This window comes from Chryseobacterium vrystaatense, from assembly GCF_000737765.1.
Classification (GTDB): Bacteria; Bacteroidota; Bacteroidia; order Flavobacteriales; family Weeksellaceae; genus Chryseobacterium; species Chryseobacterium vrystaatense.
In genome coordinates this window covers 527,093-550,195 of sequence record NZ_JPRI01000012.1, presented here as the reverse complement: position 1 = coordinate 550,195, position 23,103 = coordinate 527,093, and the positions used below count along the sequence as shown (strand labels likewise).

At 38.1% G+C, this 23,103-nt stretch carries 17 protein-coding genes; 12 read left to right on the top strand and 5 right to left on the bottom strand.

The annotated features are described in order from the left end of the window. The first annotated feature begins 93 nt into the window (after window positions 1–93). Window positions 94–1,749 carry a glucose-6-phosphate isomerase gene (gene pgi / locus IW16_RS24765; protein WP_034751138.1) on the top strand — a complete coding sequence of 552 codons (1,656 nt, stop codon included), beginning with the start codon at window positions 94–96 and terminating at the stop codon, window positions 1,747–1,749. 6 nt (window positions 1,750–1,755) lie between these two features. On the opposite strand, the gene glk is transcribed toward pgi, so the two are convergent. Then, on the bottom strand, window positions 1,756–2,832 hold the full coding sequence (gene glk, locus IW16_RS24760; protein ID WP_051890751.1) for a glucokinase: 1,077 nt from the start codon (window positions 2,830–2,832) through the stop codon (window positions 1,756–1,758). Window positions 2,833–3,081: 249 nt separating this feature from the next. On the opposite strand from glk, the gene IW16_RS24755 reads away from it, so the two are divergent. Both IW16_RS24755 and IW16_RS24750 read left to right on the top strand, forming a co-directional pair. Next, on the top strand, window positions 3,082–3,762 hold the full coding sequence (locus tag IW16_RS24755; protein ID WP_051890749.1) for a MarR family winged helix-turn-helix transcriptional regulator: 681 nt from the start codon (window positions 3,082–3,084) through the stop codon (window positions 3,760–3,762). 61 nt (window positions 3,763–3,823) lie between these two features. Continuing rightward, window positions 3,824–5,020 carry an FAD-dependent monooxygenase gene (locus tag IW16_RS24750; protein ID WP_034751135.1) on the top strand — a complete coding sequence of 399 codons (1,197 nt, stop codon included), beginning with the start codon at window positions 3,824–3,826 and terminating at the stop codon, window positions 5,018–5,020. A gap of 219 nt (window positions 5,021–5,239) precedes the next feature. Here the strand turns inward: IW16_RS24750 and IW16_RS24745 are convergent, their stop codons facing one another. After that, the gene (locus IW16_RS24745; protein ID WP_034751132.1) at window positions 5,240–5,725 is read right to left on the bottom strand and encodes a hypothetical protein; all 486 of its coding nucleotides are present in this window, start codon (window positions 5,723–5,725) and stop codon (window positions 5,240–5,242) included. A 147-nt stretch (window positions 5,726–5,872) separates the two neighbouring features. Further along, entirely contained in the window at window positions 5,873–6,454 is a 582-nt protein-coding gene (locus IW16_RS25995) for a TetR/AcrR family transcriptional regulator (protein ID WP_051890747.1), read from the bottom strand. A 118-nt stretch (window positions 6,455–6,572) separates the two neighbouring features. Here IW16_RS25995 and IW16_RS24735 point away from each other — a divergent pair, with 118 nt between their 5' ends. The 7 genes from IW16_RS24735 (at window position 6,573) to IW16_RS24705 (ending at window position 17,994) form a co-directional block, all read left to right on the top strand. After that, window positions 6,573–7,373 carry an SDR family NAD(P)-dependent oxidoreductase gene (locus tag IW16_RS24735; RefSeq protein WP_034751129.1) on the top strand — a complete coding sequence of 267 codons (801 nt, stop codon included), beginning with the start codon at window positions 6,573–6,575 and terminating at the stop codon, window positions 7,371–7,373. A 390-nt stretch (window positions 7,374–7,763) separates the two neighbouring features. Continuing rightward, the gene (locus tag IW16_RS24730) at window positions 7,764–9,350 is read left to right on the top strand and encodes a histidine kinase (RefSeq protein ID WP_034751126.1); all 1,587 of its coding nucleotides are present in this window, start codon (window positions 7,764–7,766) and stop codon (window positions 9,348–9,350) included. A 112-nt stretch (window positions 9,351–9,462) separates the two neighbouring features. After that, window positions 9,463–12,045, top strand: a complete 2,583-nt coding sequence (locus IW16_RS24725) for a zinc-dependent metalloprotease (protein ID WP_034751124.1) — start codon at window positions 9,463–9,465, stop codon at window positions 12,043–12,045. Window positions 12,046–12,051: 6 nt separating this feature from the next. Then, window positions 12,052–15,381, top strand: coding sequence for a SusC/RagA family TonB-linked outer membrane protein (locus IW16_RS24720; protein WP_034751122.1), 3,330 nt, complete (start codon window positions 12,052–12,054; stop codon window positions 15,379–15,381). Between the two features lie 12 nt (window positions 15,382–15,393). Continuing rightward, window positions 15,394–16,716 (top strand): RagB/SusD family nutrient uptake outer membrane protein, encoded by a 1,323-nt coding sequence (locus tag IW16_RS24715; protein WP_034751119.1) that lies wholly within the window; start codon window positions 15,394–15,396, stop codon window positions 16,714–16,716. Between the two features lie 74 nt (window positions 16,717–16,790). Then, entirely contained in the window at window positions 16,791–17,555 is a 765-nt protein-coding gene (locus IW16_RS24710; protein ID WP_034751116.1) for a LytR/AlgR family response regulator transcription factor, read from the top strand. 55 nt (window positions 17,556–17,610) lie between these two features. Next, a complete protein-coding gene (locus IW16_RS24705; protein ID WP_034751114.1) occupies window positions 17,611–17,994 on the top strand; it encodes a hypothetical protein in 384 nt (127 codons plus the stop codon). A gap of 203 nt (window positions 17,995–18,197) precedes the next feature. On the opposite strand, the gene IW16_RS24700 is transcribed toward IW16_RS24705, so the two are convergent. Both IW16_RS24700 and IW16_RS24695 read right to left on the bottom strand, forming a co-directional pair. Then, window positions 18,198–19,514 carry a sensor histidine kinase gene (locus tag IW16_RS24700; protein ID WP_034751111.1) on the bottom strand — a complete coding sequence of 439 codons (1,317 nt, stop codon included), beginning with the start codon at window positions 19,512–19,514 and terminating at the stop codon, window positions 18,198–18,200. 22 nt (window positions 19,515–19,536) lie between these two features. Then, window positions 19,537–20,883, bottom strand: coding sequence for a sigma-54-dependent transcriptional regulator (locus IW16_RS24695; RefSeq protein ID WP_034751107.1), 1,347 nt, complete (start codon window positions 20,881–20,883; stop codon window positions 19,537–19,539). Between the two features lie 206 nt (window positions 20,884–21,089). Between IW16_RS24695 and IW16_RS24690 the strand changes: the two genes are divergently transcribed. Both IW16_RS24690 and IW16_RS24685 read left to right on the top strand, forming a co-directional pair. After that, entirely contained in the window at window positions 21,090–22,337 is a 1,248-nt protein-coding gene (locus tag IW16_RS24690) for an efflux RND transporter periplasmic adaptor subunit (RefSeq protein ID WP_034751104.1), read from the top strand. 29 nt (window positions 22,338–22,366) lie between these two features. Beyond that, window positions 22,367–23,089 carry an ABC transporter ATP-binding protein gene (locus tag IW16_RS24685; protein ID WP_034751102.1) on the top strand — a complete coding sequence of 241 codons (723 nt, stop codon included), beginning with the start codon at window positions 22,367–22,369 and terminating at the stop codon, window positions 23,087–23,089. The last annotated feature ends 14 nt before the right edge of the window (window positions 23,090–23,103 follow it).

Below are 23,103 nucleotides of genomic sequence, written 5' to 3'. Positions count from 1 at the left end.
AATTGGTTTAAAACAAGCTCCTGATTTTCTAGATTTTTCCTTAACCTCAATACATGTTCTTAGAACGTAAAATATTAATAAAAAAGTAAAAAAATGTTTCCTACCATAAACCCAACACAAACAGCAGCCTGGAAAGCATTGCTGGCACATCATGCTGAAATGAAAACCGTTCAGATTAAAGATCTTTTTAAAAAAGATCCCAAAAGATTTGAAAAAATGTCGATACAGTTTAATGAGATTCTTTTTGATTATTCCAAAAACATCATCACAGACCAAACGCTGGAAAAACTGCAGCAGCTGGCCGAAGATTGTCAGGTGAAAAATGCGGTGAAATCGATTTTTGACGGAGAAAAAATCAATGGAACAGAACATCGTGCCGTCATGCATATGGCGTTGCGAAATTTCTCTGGCCAGCCCATGAATATTGATGGCGAAGATATAATGCCGGAAGTTCGCGAAACCCGCCAGAAGATGAAGGCCTTTTGTGAAAAAATTCATAGTGGAGAATGGAAAGGCTATTCCGGGAAAAAAATTAAGAATATTGTCAATATTGGGATAGGAGGAAGTGATTTGGGCCCGGTGATGGTTACTGAAGCACTAAAACCTTATTGGATTGAGGGAATTCAGGCTTATTTTGTTTCCAATGTAGATGGGACTCAAATCGTGGAAATTTTAAAAAATTTAGATCCCGAAGAAACACTTTTTACCATAGCCTCAAAGACTTTCACCACACAGGAAACGATGACCAATGCACAAACCGCGCGGGACTGGTTTCTGAAATCTGCTAAAGATGAACAATTTGTGGCTAAACATTTTGTAGCACTTTCAACGAATGGGGAAGGTGTGAAAAAATTTGGAATTGATCCCGAAAATATGTTCGTTTTTTGGGATTGGGTAGGCGGCCGGTACAGTCTTTGGAGCAGTATTGGTCTTTCCATTGCACTCACGATAGGGTATGATCATTTTGAAGAATTACTGAAAGGGGCTGAGTCAACTGATCATCATTTTAGAACGACAGATTTTAAAGAAAATATTCCCGTGATTATGGCTTTGGTAGGGTTGTGGTACACCAATTTTTTCGGTTCAGAAACAGAAGCTATATTTCCTTATGACCAGTATATGCACCGTTTTCCGGCCTATTTTCAACAGGGAAATATGGAGAGCAACGGAAAACATACCGACCGAAATGGAAATGATGTCACCTACAGTACCGGACCTATTGTTTGGGGCGAACCCGGGACCAATGGACAGCATGCATTTTATCAATTGGTCCACCAGGGCACTCATTTGATTCCATGTGATTTTATTGCACCGGCAATCAGTCATAATCCTGTGGGCGATCACCACAAAATATTGGTTTCGAATTTTATAGCCCAAACAGAAGCTTTGATGAACGGAAAAAATGCTGAGCAGGTTGCTGCCGAGCTGAAAGATACAGGAATGGAAAAATCAGAAATGGAAAAATTAATTCCGTTTAAAGTTTTTACCGGAAATAAGCCGACCAACTCTTTTTTACTGAAAGAGATTACTCCATTTTCATTAGGAGCGCTTACTGCACTTTATGAACATAAAATCTTTGTGCAGGGGGTTATCTGGAACATTTTCAGTTTTGACCAATGGGGGGTGGAACTCGGGAAACAATTAGCCACTAATGTACTCCCGGAGCTGGACAATAATGATAAAATAGATTCTCACGATGCTTCTACCAACGGATTAATCAATGCGTATAAAAACTGGCGAAAGGTATAATTCTTATCATTTCTGAATGCCCATTGCCGCATAATAGGCCGCTCCCATTAAAGCTGTTTTATCATTAAGAACTACTTTAATGGGAGTGGTTTTTAGCAAATGTTCCATTCGTCCGACGGTAATAAAATTTTTGAAGAATTCCTTTTTATCAATCAAACTGAGAATTTTAGGGGTAATTCCTCCACCAATATAAATTCCACTGGTAGCTTTTGCTTTCAGGGCAAGTTGGCTGCATTCCACAGCCAGATATTTTAAAAACAGCTGCATGGTTTCAACACACACTGAATCTTTTTTTTCTATAGCTGCGGAAGATATCGCTTTGGAGGGACTGTCACTTTTTAACTGCTTTGTGAGCCAGTCAGGCTCTTTCCCGCCTCTGTAGCTTCGTAGGAATTCATATATATTGTTGATGCCCTGCCCGGAAATGACTCTTTCCCAGCTTACATGTTTAAATTTCTTATGTAAAAACGTCCATAGTTCCAGATCCAGTTCAGTACCCGGTGCAAAATTAGAATGACCACCTTCTGTAGCATAGGGATGGAAGTATGAGCCATCCCAATACATTCCTGCTTCCCCAAGGCCTGTTCCCGGTGAAATGACCACAGCATTGCCTTCACTTTTCTCACCTTTGGAAATAGTTTCAAAATCTGAATCTTTAAGTGCAGACAAACCGTAAGCGTTGGCCTGGAGGTCATTAATAAGCAAGACACTCTTTATGTCCAAATCAGCTTCTAATTTTTTAGCGTCTATTTCCCAGGTGAAATTTACTCCCTGAACCTTGTCACCATCTACCGCACCGGCTACCCCTAAACAGGCACAGTCAATAGCAGAAGTTTTATCTCCGTGGAATTGGCGGATTGCCTTCACAAATGAATGGTGATCTGTAGTTGCGTACCGTTCACTTTTGATGGAAACCAATTTTCTGTTTTTGATCTGGAAAAGCGCAAGTTCTGTCTTGGTCCCGCCCACATCTGCAGCCAAAACAACCCCTGTTTCAGGTAATTGTTTTCCTTCTGAAGGATAAGCCATTGGTAAATCGGTATCTGAAAGGGCAGGCAACGTAATTTCTTGAAGATTCTTCATAGGGGTGGTAATTAACAGGTTAATTTAGCGAGATTTTTTGACATTTAATTATCTAATCTTTTCATAAATAACAGCCCGGAAAATGATAGGATTCGAAATATAAAAATAATAAAGGAAAACAATATCGAATCAGCACCAACTTATGGCTATAAGTTTTTATAGTATAACCTATTTGAGATTTAATTTGTGCAATAATTTGAATGTATTCGTATTTTTATTTGTAAATTTACGACGTAAACATTTTAATTTATGGCCACAAAAGAAGTGTTGAAACAACTTATCGATCACCTATATGAATTCGAGAACCAGTACCAGGGAGATAAAGATTATAATATGACTGACTTTTTGGGGTTTTTAAATGCAGGCCAGATTCATCAGCCTCCGAATACCAGAGAATTGGCGGGAGGCGAAGAAGAATGGGTGCGTGATAATCAGGATCAGAACACTGAAATAGCCAGGATGTTGGTTTTTATTTATCGGTACGCAGTAATATATTTTAAAAAAGCTTTAAAGGAAAGTAATATCAATACTTTAGATGAATTTTCGTTTCTAATTGTCCTGATGACCTATCCCTTTCTTACGAAAACTGAACTGATCAATAAACTGATTATGGAAAAAACCTCAGGTGTTGAAGTGATCAAGCGTCTGCTGAAGCAGGGATTAATTCGTGAATTTGACAATCCAAATGATAAACGAAGCATAATGGTGGCTATCACACCAAAAGGTAAGAAGGAATTGTCCGAATTATTGCCTAAGATGGGGTTGGTAGGGAGTGTCGTGGTAGGGAATCTAAATTCGACAGAAATTAGCTCCCTGTCGTTCCTTTTACAAAAACTGGATTATCATCATAATGACCTATTTATAAACTATAAGGGCCTGAGTTTGGAGGAGCTTTCCCAAAAAGCAAGAGAATTAAAAAAGGACATATAAATGTCTTATAAAAAATTAACGGAGCACATTTTACCAATTGAGAATTTAGTATAAAAACGAAATGAATAGTAAAAAGAAAGTACTCATATCCGGTGTAAGCATTGCTGGTCCAACCCTCGGGTTTTGGCTGGCTAAATATGGCTTTGAAGTGACGATTGTGGAGCGTTCCAAATCATTGAGATTGGGTGGTCAGAACCTCGATGTCAGACGAGCCGGTCGCGCTGTAGTAAGAATGATGGGAATTGAGAAAGAAATACTTGCCGCCAATACAGGGGAGCTAGGTTTACAATTCGTCAACCGTAATAATGAGGTTGAGGCCGAATTTCCCGCGGAAGGTAATGACAGTTTTACGAGTGAAGCCGAAATCCTCAGAGGCGATTTGGTTAATATCTTATATGATTGCACAAAAAATGACGTAAAATATGTTTTCGGTAAGTATATTACAGCAATACATCAGGATTCCGATAAAGTTGAGGTCACATTCAGTGATAACCATAGCGAGTGGTTCCACTTACTGATTGCTGCGGACGGAGTTCGGTCTACAACGAGAAAGATCATTTTTGGTAATGAACCGGAATTAAAATTTGTGGGGCTTTATAATGCCTGGTATACGATACCAAGGATTGAAAGGGATACTCAATGGGCACGCTGGTATACAGCACAGGGATCACGGGTTATGGTCCTGCGCCCTGACAATCATGGTACCATAAGAGCTTCTTTCAGCTTTCTTTCGGATGATGAAAAGTTTCTCAGCCAATCTGATAGCGAACAAAAAAAAGTTCTCAAGGATAAACTCTCGGGTGCCGGATGGGAAGAAGATCGTTTAATGAAAGAAATCGATGATAACAATGAAGTTTATTTCGATGGAATCAGTCAGGTTAAGGCACCAAGATGGTTCGATGGCCGGACTGGTATGATTGGCGATGCAGCTTATTGCCCGACTCCTTTAACAGGTATGGGGACTACACTGGCTATGGTGGGAGCCTATTTATTGGCTGGTGAACTTTACCGTCATGATAAACATGAAGATGCATTTGCTGCATATGAAAAACGGATGCGCCCCTTTGTGGAAAAAGTTCAGAAGCTGCCTCCGGGTGTTCCCTGGCTAGCTCATCCGAAATCAAAACTTGGAGTTACTATAGTGAATAAGGCTGCAGCTCTTTTAGCAAGTCGTCCTGTCAAAATGATAGGCAAACTGTTGAGTAGTAAAGAAAAAGATGTTACTAAAGATGATATTGAGCTTCCTGTATTTGAATAGATTTATTTATAAAATTGAAGAAGCATAAAAATCTCCAAAGTCTTGAGACTTCGGAGAGTAAGAGATATCGAAATTTTTCGAATGAATATTGTTTGATTAACAGGTGTTTATAAATGGTGTCAAGATCTTTAAAAACAGTTCTTGCCATTAAGGACATTTGTTTTTATCTCAAATCACTAAAATTTCTAATTCTATAACTATTAGTTTGTTCTAACGGGTTTATTTTTTCGGCTTCAAAGAGAGGTTATCCAGATAAACGGCCTGATGAACACCATTCAGCATGACTTTCAGACCCAGACTTGAATCTTTTTGTAAAGAAATGTTAAATGTCTTTTTGTCCTTTGTAATCTTTGAAGGTTTAGCTATTGAAACATAGGATTTTGCATCAGAAGCATTAGGTATTGAGAAAAGTTCCAGTGTCGTTTCTCCTCCGTTGTCGGAAATATCAAAAGAAAGAGTATAAGTTCCTGCTTTAATTTTTGGCGTAACTAAATACATATTTTCTCCCGGGCTGTTCATCGAATAAAATATAATTTTTTTGTCATTCGCATAAAGCATTGCTTTTCCGGACTGAGCAGTCCAGCATTTGTCAATATCTTTCCAGGTATCAAAGTTTTCCGTAAGTGTGGATACACTTTTGCACTGTGCATTGGCCGTTAGAAATCCTCCAAAAGCCAAGACTCCGGCAAGTACGATTTTTCTCATAAATCATTTATATATTATCAGGTAAAAATAAGTAAAAAACGTTGTATGAGAAAGCTATTGTGTAAGTTTATATTATACTGGATTCTCCTCAGCTTTCTCAAGCGGATCTCAAGAATATAAAGTACATGTGATGAGACACGATCCGTACTACGCGTTACAAATTACTTTTGCAGCTGACTTGGCCAGTTTAACCGGCGAGGAATTCTCTGTTGCTTTACTGCGTAGAATGGCACCCTCAAAAAGCATAATAATCTGGGTAGCCAGCGACCGGCTCTCGGCAATATTTCCCTGAACCAGATACCGCTCAATGAGTTGCTGAAGTGTATTCACATGTATATCGCAGGCAGCTTCAATTTCTTTAGCCTTATGAGCATATTCTGTTTTGGCGTTCATGGCAAAACAACCATCCACATTACCGGCATCCACGCGTTCTGTAAGAAAGTCAAAAATTCTTAAAGCTTTATCTATTGGTTTTTTTGATGGTGACTGTTCTATATAATCAGTGATGGCTTTATAGGTGATCTGATGGTAGTAATTGAGGGCAGCAATAATCAACCCTTCTTTTGATATAAAGTGTTTGTAGAGTGTTCTTTTGGATATTCCTGTGCCTTCGATGATTGCATCCACACCGGTAGCATGAAAACCATTTCTGTAAAAAATGTCGTATGCACTTTTAATCATTTCATCTCTTTTCTGAGAGCTTGAAGTCTGATCTGTTTTTTTTTTCATGAGTGAAAATTTCCTTTGCAAATGTAAACTATTTAGTTTACATTTGCAAAGAGTAAACAGGTCGGTTTACATTTTGATTTATCTGTAAACCTTAAAAAAACAATTTAATATTTTTCAAATGGAACAAAACAAAACAATGGGAACTGCAGTGGTAACAGGCGCATCTTCCGGTTTAGGTGAAGTATTTGCTGAAAGATTGGCAAAACGTGGATATGATTTAAAATTGGTGGCACGCCGTAAGGAGAGATTGGATGTGATTGCCGAAAAGCTGGAAAGCCAATATGGCGTGAAAGTAACCAACCTCGTTGCAGATTTAGGTTTGGAGACTGATCTGGAAAAAGTTGCAGAAGATTTAAGAAAAGATGACAGTATAACGCTGCTCATCAATAATGCAGGTACTTCCACACTTTCTTCAGTAGCAGCAACACCTGTAGAGAAACAAAAAGAAATGGTCAATGTGAACGTCACCGCATTGATGCTTTTATCAAGTGCTGTTTTACCTCGTTTTATCACAAAAAATGAAGGTGTCCTGATCAATATAGCTTCAGTACTTGGATTTTACACATTACCCATCAGTGCTGTTTACAGCGGGACAAAAGGTTTTGTAGTGCAATATACCAAAGGTTTGCAGGAAGAAGTACAAGGAACGAACATTCATGTCCAGCTGGTGAATCCCGCGACCACAGCTACAGAAATATGGGAAGTTGGCGGAGTTCCTTTATCCGCATTGGAACAGTCGACCATTATGACCACTGAAGATTGTGTTGATGCTATTCTTGCGGGATTAGATCAGGGAGAACTGACAACGCATCCATCAGTAAACGATCAGAATCTAATTGATAATTATGAAAATGCCCGCATTCAATTATTCCAGGGATCACAAAGTGGGAAGCCTGCAGAACGTTATCTTAACAGTTAATATTTGATACTGTCCACGAATGGAGGAGTCTGAAAAAAGGATTACTCTGAAAAATTGCAACTTTCTGTAGAAGAAGTTGCAATTTTTTTTATCCGAAAAAAGTTTTGCTTTCATCAAACGTGATAGGCTGAATTTTATCTTCATTTTCAATGGCTCACTATTAAGGAGCAATCTGTTAAGAGATTGGTATACTCATGTTTAAAATCAAAATTTTTATTTCACCCGAATCATTTTGCAGTAAAGGCTTTCCGGAGGTAAGTTGCAGATACCCAAATACGTCCCCATATTGTGACAGGGTCTTTGCGTAGAAAAATATGTATCTTCGCCATTGCTTTATGAAAAAAATCCGGTTTACCGGACTTTTTTTAGCAAAGAAATAAGAATAAAAAATTGACGATTAATTTTAAACACGTATTATCTCAGAAATATATTTATATAGCTGTTCTTTCAGCCTGTTTAATTGCGGCAGCTGCATTTGCCGTTCTGAGTATTCTGATTACCCGTGACAGCCGTAGGAACAACGAAGAATTTGCCCGGAAAACCTTTGTCCGTAAATATGAAACGGTAGAAAAAGAATTCAGAAATATAGAAGACTACCAGTATCTGCTTCGTGCGCTGATCCAAAAAGACGGCCTCAAGAACTACAGGGAATATTCTGCCGTCTTAAATGATATCAACCGGAAGCGCAATCTGCTGCCTTACAGTTGGTATTCGTATTATAATGCCACATCCGGAAAATCAGAAAACAACAGTCTGCTGTCTGATGTATTCAGAAAAAAGGGAAGGGAAAACGGATATGTGAAAATAAAAAACAACGGATCCGGACATTTCAGTGATCTTTTGATTACGCGTAAAGACAGCACGTACTGGGTAAGCTATGATTCTATTGTGCTGCCCAGAAAAGATATTCTGTATTATGGTTCAGCAGTAAGTCTTGATGATCTCCATCAGTACTTTATCAATGTTGATAAAACCCCTAATAATTATGCCTATGTTTTTACGAAAGAAGGCATCTGTATCACCCATCCCGAAAAAAAATATATAGGAAAAAACATATTTGATTTCACCAATATTAAACCAAAGGATACTGTATGCAGTACCACCCAATTAGGATATACAGAAGGAAGTACCATTTCTGAGTATCTTAATGTTGAAGTAACCCGATTTGTAAAACCTCTCAAGACGGATAATTTTGAAGGGTATGCAGTCGTGAATCATGTCAATTTCCTGATTGATGAAAGTGTCAACAGAACAAAGACGTATACCGTCTATATTTTTCTGGCAGCTTTGTTTCTGATTGTGACGGTCTTTATTTTATTTTACAGATTTACCAATAGCGCGTATAAGGAGAAAGAAAAGATTCAGTCTGATAAAAACTTACTGCTTATAGAAAACGAAAAGATGCATAAGGCCGAAGCTCTTAACCAGCTTCAGCAGCTTAAAAATAACATCAATCCGCATTTTCTTTTCAATTCTCTGAATTCTCTGTATATGCTGATCGGCATCAACAAAGAAAATGCCCGGAAGTTTACCATGAATTTGTCTAAGATATACCGGTATCTTATTGTTCCTCCAAAAGAAAATATTGTCCCTGTTGCGCAGGAAATCAGTTTTATTCAGCAGTATATGGAGCTTCTTAAAAGCAGGTTTGATGAAGAACTGAGCTTTACTCTGATTATCAACAATACGGAAAGTTTAGAAAAAAAGATTCCATACTTATCGCTTCAGATGGTAACAGAAAATGCCATTAAGCACAATATAGCGACGATAGACCATCCTTTGGAAATTAGTATTACTGTTGAAGAGAATGGAATTACGGTGAAAAATACATGGCAGCCGAAAACGGATGAAGCAGTTCAGGGTGAGAAGTTCGGACTTGACTATTTGAACCAAGTTTATGATTATTTTAAAAATAATTCTGTTAATATTTCTGTAGATAGTGAATATTTCATATGTTTTTTACCATTATTAGAATAAAAAATGAAATCCATTCACTCTCGAAATACTGCCTTTCACTCCCTAATAATGTTTATATTATTTCTTTACCTATAGTTTTGTGAGCTGAAACTGAGATATCTAATAATTTGGAATGAATCGGACTATTTTAATGAAGAACTACAGACTTGCACTGTACTTAGGAATGGCTATGGCTTCGCCAATGGCACTTGCACAGAAAAAAGATACTTTAAAGACGGATAAAGAAAAAACGGATAAAACAGATGTTTCGTCCAAAAAAACAAAGAAAATCGAAGATCTTGTTAAAAAAGGAACTTACAAAAAAGGACTTTTTAATACGATTCAGGTGAAGACCGATGTTTATTTCGAAATCCCCGACAGTTTGATGGGACGTCAGTTCCTCGTTGTCAATAAACTGTCCCAGGTACCGATGCAGGTGAATGAGGCGGGACTGAACAAAGGAATGAATTATGAAAATAAGGTCATTTCTTTTCACCGTGATGCAGTAGCAAAAAAGATATGGGTTAAAACCGTGGTTCCACAGGTATCATCCCCAAAAAATGATGTGATTACAAGATCTGTTAAAGACAATTTCTCAGAATCTGTGATCGAGGTTTTTGACATTGAAGCTCAGAATAATGATTCTACAGCGGTAGCCATTAAAGTCAATAAGATTTTTGACGGTAATCAGAAAAGTTTTAATGATGTTTTGGCCAATGTAGGTCTCGGAGGATCCGTAAAATCAAACCTTTCCTATATCGAGGGGGTAAAGACATTTCCTCAGAATCTTGTGGTGAAATCTCAGCTGACGACTTCAGTGAATGAAGGTGGAGTGGATCTGCCGGTAACACTTGGGGTAACTACAAATCTTGTACTGCTCTCCAAAGTGCCGATGGAGCCAAGGGTAGGAGACTCAAGAGTAGGTTTTTTTGGTGAAAAACACTGGACATTCAACGACCGCCAGCAGAAAATGGACGAAAAACAGTTCATTACCAGATGGCGTCTTGAACCCAAAGATGAAGATAAAGAGAAATATGCAAGAGGGGAATTGGTAGAACCGAAGAAACCGATTGTTTATTATATAGATCCTGCAACGCCGATACAGTGGCGTGAAAAAATCATAGCAGGAGTTTTCGACTGGCAGGCTGCTTTTGAAAAGGCAGGTTTTAAAAATGCAGTGATTGCAAAAATGCCTGATGAAAATGATAAAGACTTTGATATTGATGACGTAAGATATTCAGTGATTACGTATGTAGCTTCACCGAAATCGAATGCGATGGGACCTTCAGTGGTCGATCCGAGAAGTGGTGAAATCATTGAATCTGATATTATCTGGTGGCATAACGTAATGACTTCCCTTCAGGAATGGATGAGAATTCAGACAGGTCCTATCGACCCTAAAGCCAGAGGAAATGTATTCAGCGACGAGCATATGGGGGAGGCCATTAGGTTTGTATCCTCTCATGAAGTAGGACATACTTTCGGACTGAAGCATAATATGGGATCTTCTTTCGCATTTCCTGTAGAATCTCTTCGTTCGAAAGAGTTTACAGATAGAATGGGTGGAACGGCGCCTTCCATTATGGATTATGCACGTTACAATTACGTAGCTCAGCCGGAAGATGGCGTTACCGCGATCACTCCAAAGATTGGAATCTATGATAAATACGCTATTGAATGGGGGTATCGCTGGTATCCTGATGCCATAACCGAAAAAAAGGCTTTGAGGAATTTAATAGAAAAACATCAGGATGATCCTATGTATTTCTATGGAGAACAGCAGAGCTACCTGGAAACCATCGATCCGCGTTCACAGTCTGAAGATTTGGGAGACGATGCGATGAAGGCCAGCGAATATGGAATGAAAAACTTAAGAATTGTTGTAGACAACCTTCTGAAGTGGACTTATGAAGACGGTAAAACATATACCGATGCAGGGAAACTATATTTGGGGGCCATAGGGCAGTGGGATCTTTATACGGGTCATGTGATGGCTAATGTAGGAGGAATCTATTTGGATAATACAGTCTTTGGCAGTAAGAAAAAAGCGTACGAGGCGGTGCCTGCTGAAATTCAGAAAAGAGCGGTGGATTATCTCATTAAAAATTCGATCAATCTTCCGGAATGGCTGTTTTTTAACCCCATCACAGAAAAAACCTATCCGGTAAAAAATTCACCGATGGGACCATTCGAGCAGACTCCTTATAATCTGGCAAGAGGGATGCAGTATGGTAATCTGTATTCTCTGTTTATGGATGACCGTCTGCTTAGAATGATGGAGAATGAATTAAAACATGAGGTGTCAGGTTCGAAAGAAGAGATCTACACCGTTGAGAATTTATTTGAACAGGTTCGTGGGGCTATTTTCAATAAAAGGGGAAGCCTGACCATGCTTGAAAAGATGACTCAGAAAAACTATGTCGATGCGCTGATCGTTTCAGTGAATAAATTATTCGAGAAAACGGCAGTCAAAGCTTTAAAGGTAGACAATACCCTGAACATTCCGATGATCTGCAATTTCCATGAAGGGGATAGCTCACTTAGGAATATCAACTATTCATCCATGAAAAGGGTATCTGAAGTTACCACTTACAAAAGAGCAGAACTACAGAAAATATTGAACTTATTAAATAAAAGTAAGAATAAAGGAGATGAAGCTTCCAGGGCTCATTATGCAGACTTGATCATCCGAATAAAAGAGGCTTTAAATAAATAATCAGCTATGAAAAAAACTCTAATACTTTTACCTCTTTTAGCGGCTCAGGTTGCATTGGCCCAGGAAAAGAAAACCATTACCGGAAAAATCGAAGATGGAAACACAACGACAGTGATTTCCGGGGCATCTGTAAAGATAGAAACCCAGTCTGTTTCTACAAAAACCGATCTGGTAGGAATTATTGAAAGTGTATCTGTAGGGACAGTAACCGACAGTAACGGAAAATTTATACTGGAAATTCCTGCAGATACCAAGTCTGTACTGGTAAGTTATCCGGGCTATGAGTCCAGAGTGATCCAGATCAGTGAAGGGCAGACCAATTATACGGTAAGACTGATTCCTGAGGTTTCAGACAAAAATAAAATCCAGGAGGTAATTATCACCGGATATCAGAAGATTGAAAAACGTAAACAGACGTCTGCCGTTTCAACGGTGAAAATGGATAATATCAACCAGGCCGGGGTTGCCAGTGTAGACCAAATGCTTTCGGGGCAGGTAGCCGGGGTTGTCGTAACCCCTCAAACAGGATCTCCGGGAGGACCTGCGAAGATAAGAATCAGAGGGACGGCTTCTCTTTCCGGTACTCAGGATCCATTATGGGTTGTTGATGGGCTTCCTTTGGAAGGAAATGACGTTCCAAATTTCAGTGACAAAGACAATATAGACCAGCTGCAGAATTTTTCTATCGCAGGTCTAAATCCTAATGATATTGAAGATATCACCATTTTAAAAGATGCTGCGGCTACTGCAATCTATGGAGCCAGAGCAGCTAACGGAGTGATCTCTATTACCACAAAAAAAGGGAAAAGAGGAAGCATGAGAATTAATTTCTCAGCAGATACTTTCGTGACTTCCCGCCCGGATTTTAGCAAACTTAACCTACTGAATGCTGCTGAAAAAGTGGATCTGGAATTAATGCTTGCGAGCCGTGCAGATTTAACCTACCGTGCCGACAAAGGTGAGGTGATGCGGATTTTAACGCAAAACGGACAGCTGGACACTTTCAGAAACGGAGGATTAGGCGCACTGAACTCATTTACCCGTCAGCAGTTAGATGCTTTAAGAACTAATGATACAGACTGGGGGAAACTGCTGTACAGAAACGCGATCAACAATCAATATGGAATGAGCATTTCAGGAGGAAGCGACCGCTCAGATTATTATTTCTCGCTAGGGTATTATGATGAAGAAGGAACAACAATAGGAACAGGTTTCAAACGGTTTAACCTGACTTTAAAAAACAATTATAAAATAAGCGATAAACTGAGTGCGGGAGTCTCTGTTTTTGGAACTCAAAGTGAAAGAGAATCGTTTGTTACAGATGCTGATGCAGCGGCTAGCCCTATCAATTATTCAAGAAACGTTAATCCTTATCTGAAACCGTTCAACGAAGACGGAAGTTACAGATATGACGCAGATATTGACGGTTTTGCAGACCAGTATGTTCCGTTTAATTTCTTGGAAGAAAGAGAAAATACAAGCTATACACTGAAAAACCATTCCTTAAAGGCAATTTTCGATCTTGAGTATAAAGTGTCAAAAAATCTGAAATTTACTTCACAGTTGGGCCTCCAGTACGATACCAATAAAACAGAGAAGTATGCTGATCAGAATACTTATTTTACAAGAAAGATGAGAGAAGCAACCCGTTATTATAAAGATGGGACCTACCGTTATTTTTTACCTGCCGGTGGGGTAAAACAGGATTGGGATAATAACTTTTTTCAGTATAACTGGAAGTTACAGGGAAGTTACAGCACAAAAATAAATTCGAGACATGAAATTGATTTAATGGCTGGAACAGAAATCCGTAAAACTGAGGATAATACAACTATTACCAAAGGTTTTGGGTATAATAAAGCGACAAGAACATCTACTCCAATCATGTTTCCGAGTTCTAATGATGCTGCAAACAAAAGATTTGAGACCTATCGTGAAGCTCCTCCCGTAGAAAATGCATACGCTTCCATGTTTGCTACAGCTTCTTATACCTTCGATCAGAAGTACACCTTTTTTGGAAGTGTAAGATATGATGGAACCAATTTATTTGGGGTGAATAAGAAATATAAATACCTGCCGATATGGGCTGTTTCAGGTTCATGGTTGGTAACGAAAGAAAATTTTATGCAGGATCTTAAGGCTATTTCTAACCTTAGATTAAGAGCTTCCTACGGTTTACAGGGAAATATAGACCGTAATACTTCACCATTCTTTATTGGGGAATACAATGATGCTACGATTCTTCCAGGCGTAAAAGAAAGTGTGATCAGTGTGATCAGCCCTCCAAACGATAAACTTCGTTGGGAAAAAACAACCAACATTAACTTTGGAGTTGATTTAGGATTATTCCAAAACAGGATCAACTTTACCGCTGATGTTTATGACAGAAAAGGGACAGACATGATCAGTATGAAAGAGACTCCACTGGAAACAGGGTTTGAATATATGATGGTGAATTGGGGAAGTCTGTCGAATAAAGGTTTTGAATTGGCATTATCCACCAGAAACATTGACAAACAGAATTTCAAATGGTCAACCACTATTAATTTTGCCCATAACAAAAGCAAGGTCCTTAGTGAACAGCCCCGTGGAAATTCTCAGGTTCCTTCTAGAGAGGGGCTGCCTGTAAATGCTATTTTTGCTCTGAAAACTGCCGGATTGGATGAAAATGGAAATCCAATGTTCTGGAAAGGAAATGAAAAGGTAAAGGCCGAAGAGTTCTTTAATCTGTATGATGTATATGGAGACTTTCTTCCCGGTATGTTTGTACAGACAAAATATTCAACAGAAGAGATGAGAAACCTTTTTACCTATGTGGGTGACAAGGATCCCAAATTTACAGGAGGTATTATCAACACATTTAAAGTACATAATTTTGACCTGACTGTTTCTGCGACCTTCAATTTGAAGCAAACCGTAATGAGAACTCCTTCCTACCGAGGAATGGATCTGGACCGTGGTAGAAATTATACTAGAGATATCTACCAGGCAGGAAATTCACTTCCTGGAATTACAAGTCCTGATATGAATACCAATCCAGGTTGGATGGCTAATAAGTGGTTTGCCAGTAATGACTATAATACATACAATCTACTTGATATCTGGGCTAAAGAGATCAGCTACGTAAGAATCAGCAGCATCCGTTTAGGATACACACTTCCTAAGGAGTTTACCAATCCTATGGGAATCAGCAGTCTGAGGCTTAGCGTTGAGGGACGTAATCTGTTTGTATTCAGTAACGGGTACAAAGGATATTTTGATCCGGAAACCTATGGTAATATTTATGCACAACCAATTACCAAGTCTGTGACAGTAGGATTTAATGTTTCTTTTTAAAAATTGAAAAAAATGAGAAAAATTACAACATTCATTGCGATAGCAGCATTAAGCTTTTCCAGTATCGGATGCGATCGTTTTCTGGATATTCAGCCTGAAGGAAAAGTTATTCCGGTAAGTGTTGAGGATTACCGCAAAGTACTTACATCAGCCTATGCAAAATATCCAGAGCATAGATCTTTATTGGCACTTCGTACAGATGAGGTCAATTTAGATGAAAACACAAATGAATTTAATGTTTATCGTGAAATTGCGATGTGGCAGGATGTCAATAACGATCCGAAGACGATGGAGTTTCCGTGGGTCAACTTTTATTTGATAAATTTCTATCTGAATCAGATCATCAATGAGGGAAGTAAGACTATGGCAGATTCTCCCGAAAAAATGCAGATCCTTGGTGAAGCATACGCATTACGTGCCTATGTGTACTTTGATTTGGTCAACTTATATGGGAAACCATACAACAGTGCTACTGCATCTACCGACAGAGGTGTACCTATCAGTTTGGAAATTGATCTTGAGCAGGTGCTGAAGCCTTCAAGTGTGCAGGAGGTATATAACCAGATTCATTCAGATATGGAAAAGGCAGAAGGGTTTATGGTAGAGGAGAAGCAGCCATTAGGAATCAATTACAGATTCTCAAAGGTAGCATTGAAAGCACTTCAGGCAAGAACAGCTCTCTATCAGGGCGAATGGAATAAGGCTCTAAACTATTCAGAACAGGTATTGGCTGTAAAAGGAGATCTAAGCAATCTGAATACAACCAATGTAGCCCCCAACCATTATGGTTCGGTAGAATCTATCCTGGCTCTGGAAAATGTATTTAACGGAACTGTACAGAATAATTTAACCTTTGCATCTCCGGAATTGATTTCAAAATATAATAACAGTACAGATAAAAGGTTTGGAATTTATTTTGAAAAAAATAACAATCAATACAAAATCATTAAAAAAGGACATTCTGATTTTAAGGTGTCTTTCAGAACAGCAGAGATGTACTTTATAAAATCTGAAGCCTTATTAAAACTGAACAGGTTGAGTGAAGCTAAAGCTGCAATACTCAAAGTAGCAGAAAACAGATATACTCCGGAAGGCTACAATACAGTTCAAAATACCCTCAGTTCAATGAGTGCCGCAGAATTTATGAATTTTATATTAGACGAAAGATTCAGAGAATTTGCAGCGGAGGGACAACGTTGGTTTGATTTGAGAAGAGCCAACCAGAAAAAGATAACCCATATTGTAAACGGAACAGAATATATTCTTCAGCAGAATGATGTGAGATACACCATAGAATTTCCAATGAGTGCGAAGAAGAATAATCCCAATTTATAACATTTCATATTAACACCCCCTGAAACCGCTAGAACTTAATCGTTTTAGCGGTTTTTTTGTATTTTTGCAATGTTATGAAAATTGCAATTATAGAAGATGAATTGCTGGCAGTTAATTATCTCAAAAATTTATTGGATATACAAAACATAGTCCCTGTTACAGAGACTGTTATTCTCCGTTCAAAAAAACAGGCCATCGAGTTCTTCGAACATCATACCGCCGATCTTATCTTTATGGATATTCATTTGGGTGACGGGATGAGTCTGGAGATTTTTGAATATGTGGAACTTTTTACTCCCATCATTTTTATTACAGCTTTTGATGAATACGCCATGAGGGTTTTCAGGCATTTCACCATAGATTATCTTCTCAAACCTTTTGAAGAAGAGGATTTGCATAAAGCACTGCAAAAATTCATTTCCATCAGATCCAATTTTGATCCCGAACCTTTATTGAAATCTGTTTCTGCCTTAAGACGCTCAGATGATCCTGAAGTCATGAAACGGTTTATGGTAAGAGAAGGCAATAAACTTAAATCGATAGATGAACATAACACCGCTTATTTTTTCGCATCGGGAAAATATCTTTTCCTTACAACCATGGATCATCAGACCTATATTTATGATGATACCATTAAAGATATCATCCACAGGTTAAATCCCCAGATGTTTTTTAAAGTGAACCGTAAATTTATCATCAATAAAAATGCGATTGCAGAGATCATCAAGCATTCCAGTCAGAAAGTAGAATTAAAACTTTCTCCTGAGCCTGAGACCAGCACCGAAGTATATGTCAGCAAAAGACAGATTACTGAATGCCTGAACTGGCTTAAAAGCTGATGGTTTAAGGTGAACATTGTTATTCATACTGTACAAAAACAATAAAATTCCCGTGATGGATCAGAACCTTGTCAATACCTATGAAGTTAAGTTAGAAAATAAAACCATGAAATGGGACGGATTTTTTGGAAAGAAAAACTGTAAGATCATAGAAACCAATAATTACTGCCTTACCTGTTTTTTAATCTGTTGGAAGTCAGTGTCAGAAATTAATGATTCATTACTGCCGGATATTAATGAAGCCCTTGCAGATGCTGACTTAGAAATCGAAAGTGATTCTGCACCCGTAGACATCATCATGTTTAAGAATACGGTAGACTTTTATGATCGTGATGGATATGTAAACAGTATGCCATTAAAAGATTTCAAAGAAATTGTAATAGGATGGAGAGATTTTCTCAATAGACATCCTTTGAATGGAGCAAAAGTATATTTTTAAACTCATTCTTCCAGAAACTCCATAATCGTAACTCCCTCAGACCGTTATTTATTTTTTTTTCTTTGTAAATAAAATCAATAAGTGTTTATACTCATAACCATATTGGTTTGTTTTTACTCTAAGATCCACACTTTTTCCGTCAGTACTTTGACTTGTTCGATGAGAAAAATCAGGAAGCTGTGGAACAGGATAACAATACCTTCTTATTTTAAAAACCACATCTCAAAAGAACTGCCTTCCTCCAGAGCGCGATAGATAAGATATCCGCCGTGGGCTTCCATAATACTTTTCGAAAGAGTTAAGCCAATGCCTGAACCTCCGTTTCTCGTAGTATAAAAAGGAAGAAATATTTTGTCTTTGATTTCATGCGTAATGCCCGAACCATTGTCAGATAAAGTTAAGATAACTCTGTTCTTATGTGATTTTATGGAGGTTGTGATGATCTTCTTTTCCTTTTCAGAGACCGCAAATATGGCGTTGAGATAGAGATTGATCAGACTCCTTTCGATCATCTTCAAATCGGCAGAAACAAAATGTTCCTCAAGATCTAAAACAATCTCAATATGATTTTTTTCAAACTCCTTCTTAAGAAAGTCAATCGCAGATTCTACGATCTTTTTCAGAGAGACATGCTTAAGAATCGGCTTTGGCAGTTCGGCAACCTGCCGGTAATTATCAACAAAATTGAGAAGCTGCTTTGATTTTGAAGTGATGATTGTCAGACTTTCTTTCATTTCCTCCTGATCCTCTTTATCAACCACGTCCTGATTGCTGATGTATTCCAGATTCTGGATGAGACTGTTAACCGGAGTTAATGTATTTAAAAGTTCATGAGAAATTACTTTCATCAGATTATTCCAGGCCAGTTTTTCTTTTTGCTCAATAATTTTCTGAACAGATTCCAGAGTGATGATATAAAAATGATGCTGAACATTCCTGATCTGTTTGGTTCTCAGAGAAAAAGACTGTTTCGTAGTCTGTCGGATAGAAATGTCAAAAAACTCCTGGGAACTCTCATAGTGGGTAGCTTCAATAATTTGATAGAAATCAGGAATTTTTGCAGCGTACAGTTTCCATGAATTATATTTTGGAATGTCTAGGATTTCAAGAAATACTGGATTCACATAAAAGACTTTCCATTCTTCTTCTGTGTCGGACAAAATCATAAGGCCAATATCCAGCTGGTCCAGAATACTTTCATAAAGAAGCTTATAGGAAGAGAAAGAAAGATGTTCATCTTTACTGTGATAATAAAGCTGGACGCTATTTTTCATTAGATCAGAACCATCGTCTTTGGGAAATAACGAAAAATCTTTTTTAAGAATAGACTGAATGATCCGATCCGCTTTTGTAATCTGAGAGGAAAAAGAAGAATTGGCTAAAAGCAGAAAAATCAGCAGCAGCACAGAAAAGAGAATCACATTGATCCATTTTTCCTGTAAAAAAAAGTGATAGCATATGATGCCACTACCGATGGCAAGTGCGGTATAAATCAGCCATATGTAATTATTTTTGCTCATTGGATTCTAAATATAAAGTCAGTTATAATCCGAATTTTTCCATTCTTCTGTACAGGGCAGCTCTTGAAAGTCCCAGATCTTCGGCAGCGGTGGAGATATTACCCTGGTGTTTTTTCAGGGCTTTTTTGATGAGTATTTCTTCCATTTCCTCAATATTGAGGCTGGTGGGCAGGTTGGTTTCTTTTTCTTCCAGCTGGGGAATCAATAGCTGGAGATTTTTGTCATTCGATAAAATAACACTTCTTTCTATACAGTGATCCAGTTCACGGATATTTCCCGGCCAGGGATATTTTTTGAGCTGAGTTAATAAATTTTCAGACCATTCCAAATCCGGTTTGTGATATTTCTGTTTGTATCGGTCTAAAAAATAAGCAGCAAGAATCTCTATATCTTCCTGTCTTTCCCTCAATGCCGGAATATGAATTTCTACCGTATTGATTCTGTAATATAAATCCTGCCTGAAGCGGTTTTCTGCCACCGCTTTTTTCAGATTTTCGTTGGTCGCAAAAATAAAACGGACATCCAGGATCCTTTCCCTTGTCTCACCAACTCTGGACAGCTTTTTGTTTTGGATTAAACTGAGCAGTTTCGTCTGAAGATGAAGAGGAAGATTGCCGATCTCGTCCAGAAAAACTGTTCCGTTCTGGGTGTTTTCTATCTTTCCTGCGTAATCCTGATGGGCACCGGTAAAGGCTCCTTTTTTATAACCGAACAACTCAGCTTCAAAAAGATTTTCAGAAATACTTCCCAGATCGATATGCACAAAAGGCTCATTTTTTCGGTCAGACTGTTCATGAATAGATTCTGCCAGAACATATTTTCCGGTTCCGTTCTCCCCTAAAAGAAGGATGTTGGCATCCGTAGGAGATACCTTTCTGATCTGCTCAAGAACCTCCTGCATTTTTTGTGAATGACTTTCCAGCTGGTACTGATTGCTTTTCTGATTGATATTTTCCCACTGGCTCAGCTTTTTATTTTTCCGTGAAATATCAACAGCAAGATTCACCGAAGCATATAGCTTTTCGTTGTTCCATGGTTTTAGAATAAAATCAGATGCTCCCTTTTTTAAACCTTCAATAGCCAACTCTACTTCTCCATATGCGGTCATCAGAATAATAGGAATCTGTGGCTCCAGCGTCTTTATTTCATTCATCCAATACAGACCATCCTGACCGTTTTCAAATCCCTTTCGGAAGTTCATGTCCAAAACGACCGCATCGATTTGATGTTCCGTTAAAAATTTAAGAATTTTTGTAGGATGGCTCAGGCAGCTTACCTCTGTGAAAAATTTTTTAAGCCAAACCCTGGCAGAAAATAAAATGTCTTCTTCATCATCAACAATCAAAATATGAGCTTCTTTTTTACGCATGATTATTTTAAAATTTAATTAAACAGAGAACCCCATTAAACAAAAAGAAAGCTTTACTGTCCGTATCCGCACAGAAAGTGTCCGATAATGAACAGTTTCAAAAAGAAAGATAAAGCTTTATTTCAGATTTTCAAAGACTTACAACTTTATAAATGTCTGGCACTTGTATTGTGTAATTAATTGTAAGCAAACGAGTTATCTTAAATATGGATACGAAAATAGTAAAAAAGAAATCTAAATTGAAAATTGTTTTGATCGGATTGATCATCATTGGGGCAGGTTCCGTGTTCAGTCTGTATTTTATCAAACAGAAAAGCACGTATAATGTTTCAGTAGAAGACATTCAGACGGATGAAGTCACAAGTGGAAAATTTGAAGATATGCTGATGCTGACCGCACAGACCCAATCTCTAAATTCCTCTTTGGTCAATGTTCTCGAAGGAGGGGCAATCAAGGAAAAATTTGCCGAAGACGGGCAGATGCTGACGAAAGGGCAGCCCATTGCACGGGTGTACAACCCCAATACAGAGTTTAATTATCTGAACCAGGAAACCGGAATCATGCAGCAGATCAGTCAGATGAGAAGCACCCTTCTTGAACTTAAAAATCAGGAATTTGCGCAGGACAAAGAATTACTGCAGTCTCAGAATGATTACAACACGGCTTTACAGTCATTCAATCTCCAAAAACGTCTTTATGATGCAGAAATCGGGAAAAAGACAGATTACGATATCAGTCTGCAGAATCTTAACTATCAGAAACAGAGAAAATCAATTGTAGAAAATGGAGCTTTTAATGAAAAAAAATCCAGAAATTCACAGATGTCTGCTGTTAATTCTTCTATAAGTCAAATGGAAAAAAGTCTTCAGATACTGCATGCCAACAAAAATAATTTTCTGATTATGGCCCCTGCTTCAGGAAGATTATCTTCATTTAACGTTTCAATAGGAGAGAATCTCACGACAGGTCAGAGTATCGGTAAAATAGATTTGATGGATGGCTATAAATTAGTGGCGAAAGTAGACGAGTATTACATCAACAAGCTTCAGAACGGAATAAAAGGAAGTTTGGATAATGATGGTAAATCTTATAATGTGATCATCACTAAAATTTTACCGGAAGTAAAAGACGGACAGTTTTCTGCAGAGCTTAATTTTTCAGATACAAAACCCCAGAATCTCAAAATAGGAATGACCTTTGGCGTTAAGCTCAAACTTTCTGCAGATACTCAGAGTATGATGATTCCTAAAGGGAATTTTTATAAAGATACCAACGGAAAATGGATATTTGTCGTAAAAGGAAATAAGGCAGAAAAAAGAAACATTGTTTTGGGCCGTGAAAATCCTTTATATTACGAAGTCGTTTCAGGGCTGAAAAGCGGGGAAACGGTGATCACATCTGATTATTCAGATATCAAAAAATACGAAATCCTTGAGATTAAAGATAAAAAATAAATAACCTTCACCTTTAAATAAGAATTAAAATGATTAATGTTCAGAACCTTTCAAAAACATATAAAACAGAAGATGTACAGACCAATGCGCTGAATAACGTAAGCCTTCATATCACAGAAGGGGAGTTTGTAGCAATAATGGGACCTTCGGGTTGTGGAAAATCAACATTCCTTAACATTCTTGGCCTTCTGGATGAAGCCTCTGCCGGTTCTTACCAATTTACGGGAATAGAAACAGTAAAGGCAGGAGAAAAAAAGAAATCAGCCATCAGAAAGAAACATATAGGATTTATATTCCAGAATTTTAATCTGATTGATGAGCTTACAGTGTATGAAAATATAGAATTACCACTCATTTATAACGGAATTTCCTCTTCAGAAAGGAAAAAAAGAGTAGAGGAAATTATGGAACAGATCAATATCGGACACCGTGCCAGGCACTATCCGCAGCAGCTTTCAGGAGGTCAGCAGCAGAGAGCGGCAGTAGCCAGAGCTTTGGTCACCAGGCCTCAGTTGATTCTTGCCGATGAACCTACCGGAAATCTGGACAGTTCCAACGGAAATGAAGTAATGAACCTGTTGGCAGAGCTTCACAGAGAAGGATCCACCATCGTAATGGTGACCCACTCTTCTTACGATGCCGGTTTTGCTTCCAGAATTGTCAATATGAAAGACGGCGAGATATTCAGTGAAGAGCATGCTTCCCAAAGAAGAGATGTCTTCGAAAAAGCAGATGCTGCCCAACTCCTGTAGTGAGATCATTTTTT

What these genes read in the sequence shown, in the direction of transcription:
- glk (WP_051890751.1), bottom strand. Translation starts at nt 2,832, where the DNA reads ATGAAGAATCTTCAAGAAATTACGTTGCCTGCCCTTTCAGATACCGAT.
- IW16_RS24750 (WP_034751135.1), top strand. Translation starts at nt 3,824, where the DNA reads ATGAATAGTAAAAAGAAAGTACTCATATCCGGTGTAAGCATTGCTGGT.
- IW16_RS24715 (WP_034751119.1), top strand. Translation starts at nt 15,394, where the DNA reads ATGAGAAAAATTACAACATTCATTGCGATAGCAGCATTAAGCTTTTCC.
- IW16_RS24720 (WP_034751122.1), top strand. Translation starts at nt 12,052, where the DNA reads ATGAAAAAAACTCTAATACTTTTACCTCTTTTAGCGGCTCAGGTTGCA.
- IW16_RS24710 (WP_034751116.1), top strand. Translation starts at nt 16,791, where the DNA reads ATGAAAATTGCAATTATAGAAGATGAATTGCTGGCAGTTAATTATCTC.
- IW16_RS24745 (WP_034751132.1), bottom strand. Translation starts at nt 5,725, where the DNA reads ATGAGAAAAATCGTACTTGCCGGAGTCTTGGCTTTTGGAGGATTTCTA.
- IW16_RS24685 (WP_034751102.1), top strand. Translation starts at nt 22,367, where the DNA reads ATGATTAATGTTCAGAACCTTTCAAAAACATATAAAACAGAAGATGTA.
- IW16_RS24735 (WP_034751129.1), top strand. Translation starts at nt 6,573, where the DNA reads ATGGAACAAAACAAAACAATGGGAACTGCAGTGGTAACAGGCGCATCT.
- pgi (WP_034751138.1), top strand. Translation starts at nt 94, where the DNA reads ATGTTTCCTACCATAAACCCAACACAAACAGCAGCCTGGAAAGCATTG.
- IW16_RS24700 (WP_034751111.1), bottom strand. Translation starts at nt 19,514, where the DNA reads ATGAGCAAAAATAATTACATATGGCTGATTTATACCGCACTTGCCATC.
- IW16_RS24725 (WP_034751124.1), top strand. Translation starts at nt 9,463, where the DNA reads ATGAATCGGACTATTTTAATGAAGAACTACAGACTTGCACTGTACTTA.
- IW16_RS25995 (WP_051890747.1), bottom strand. Translation starts at nt 6,454, where the DNA reads ATGAAAAAAAAAACAGATCAGACTTCAAGCTCTCAGAAAAGAGATGAA.
- IW16_RS24695 (WP_034751107.1), bottom strand. Translation starts at nt 20,883, where the DNA reads ATGCGTAAAAAAGAAGCTCATATTTTGATTGTTGATGATGAAGAAGAC.
- IW16_RS24705 (WP_034751114.1), top strand. Translation starts at nt 17,611, where the DNA reads ATGGATCAGAACCTTGTCAATACCTATGAAGTTAAGTTAGAAAATAAA.
- IW16_RS24690 (WP_034751104.1), top strand. Translation starts at nt 21,090, where the DNA reads ATGGATACGAAAATAGTAAAAAAGAAATCTAAATTGAAAATTGTTTTG.
- IW16_RS24755 (WP_051890749.1), top strand. Translation starts at nt 3,082, where the DNA reads ATGGCCACAAAAGAAGTGTTGAAACAACTTATCGATCACCTATATGAA.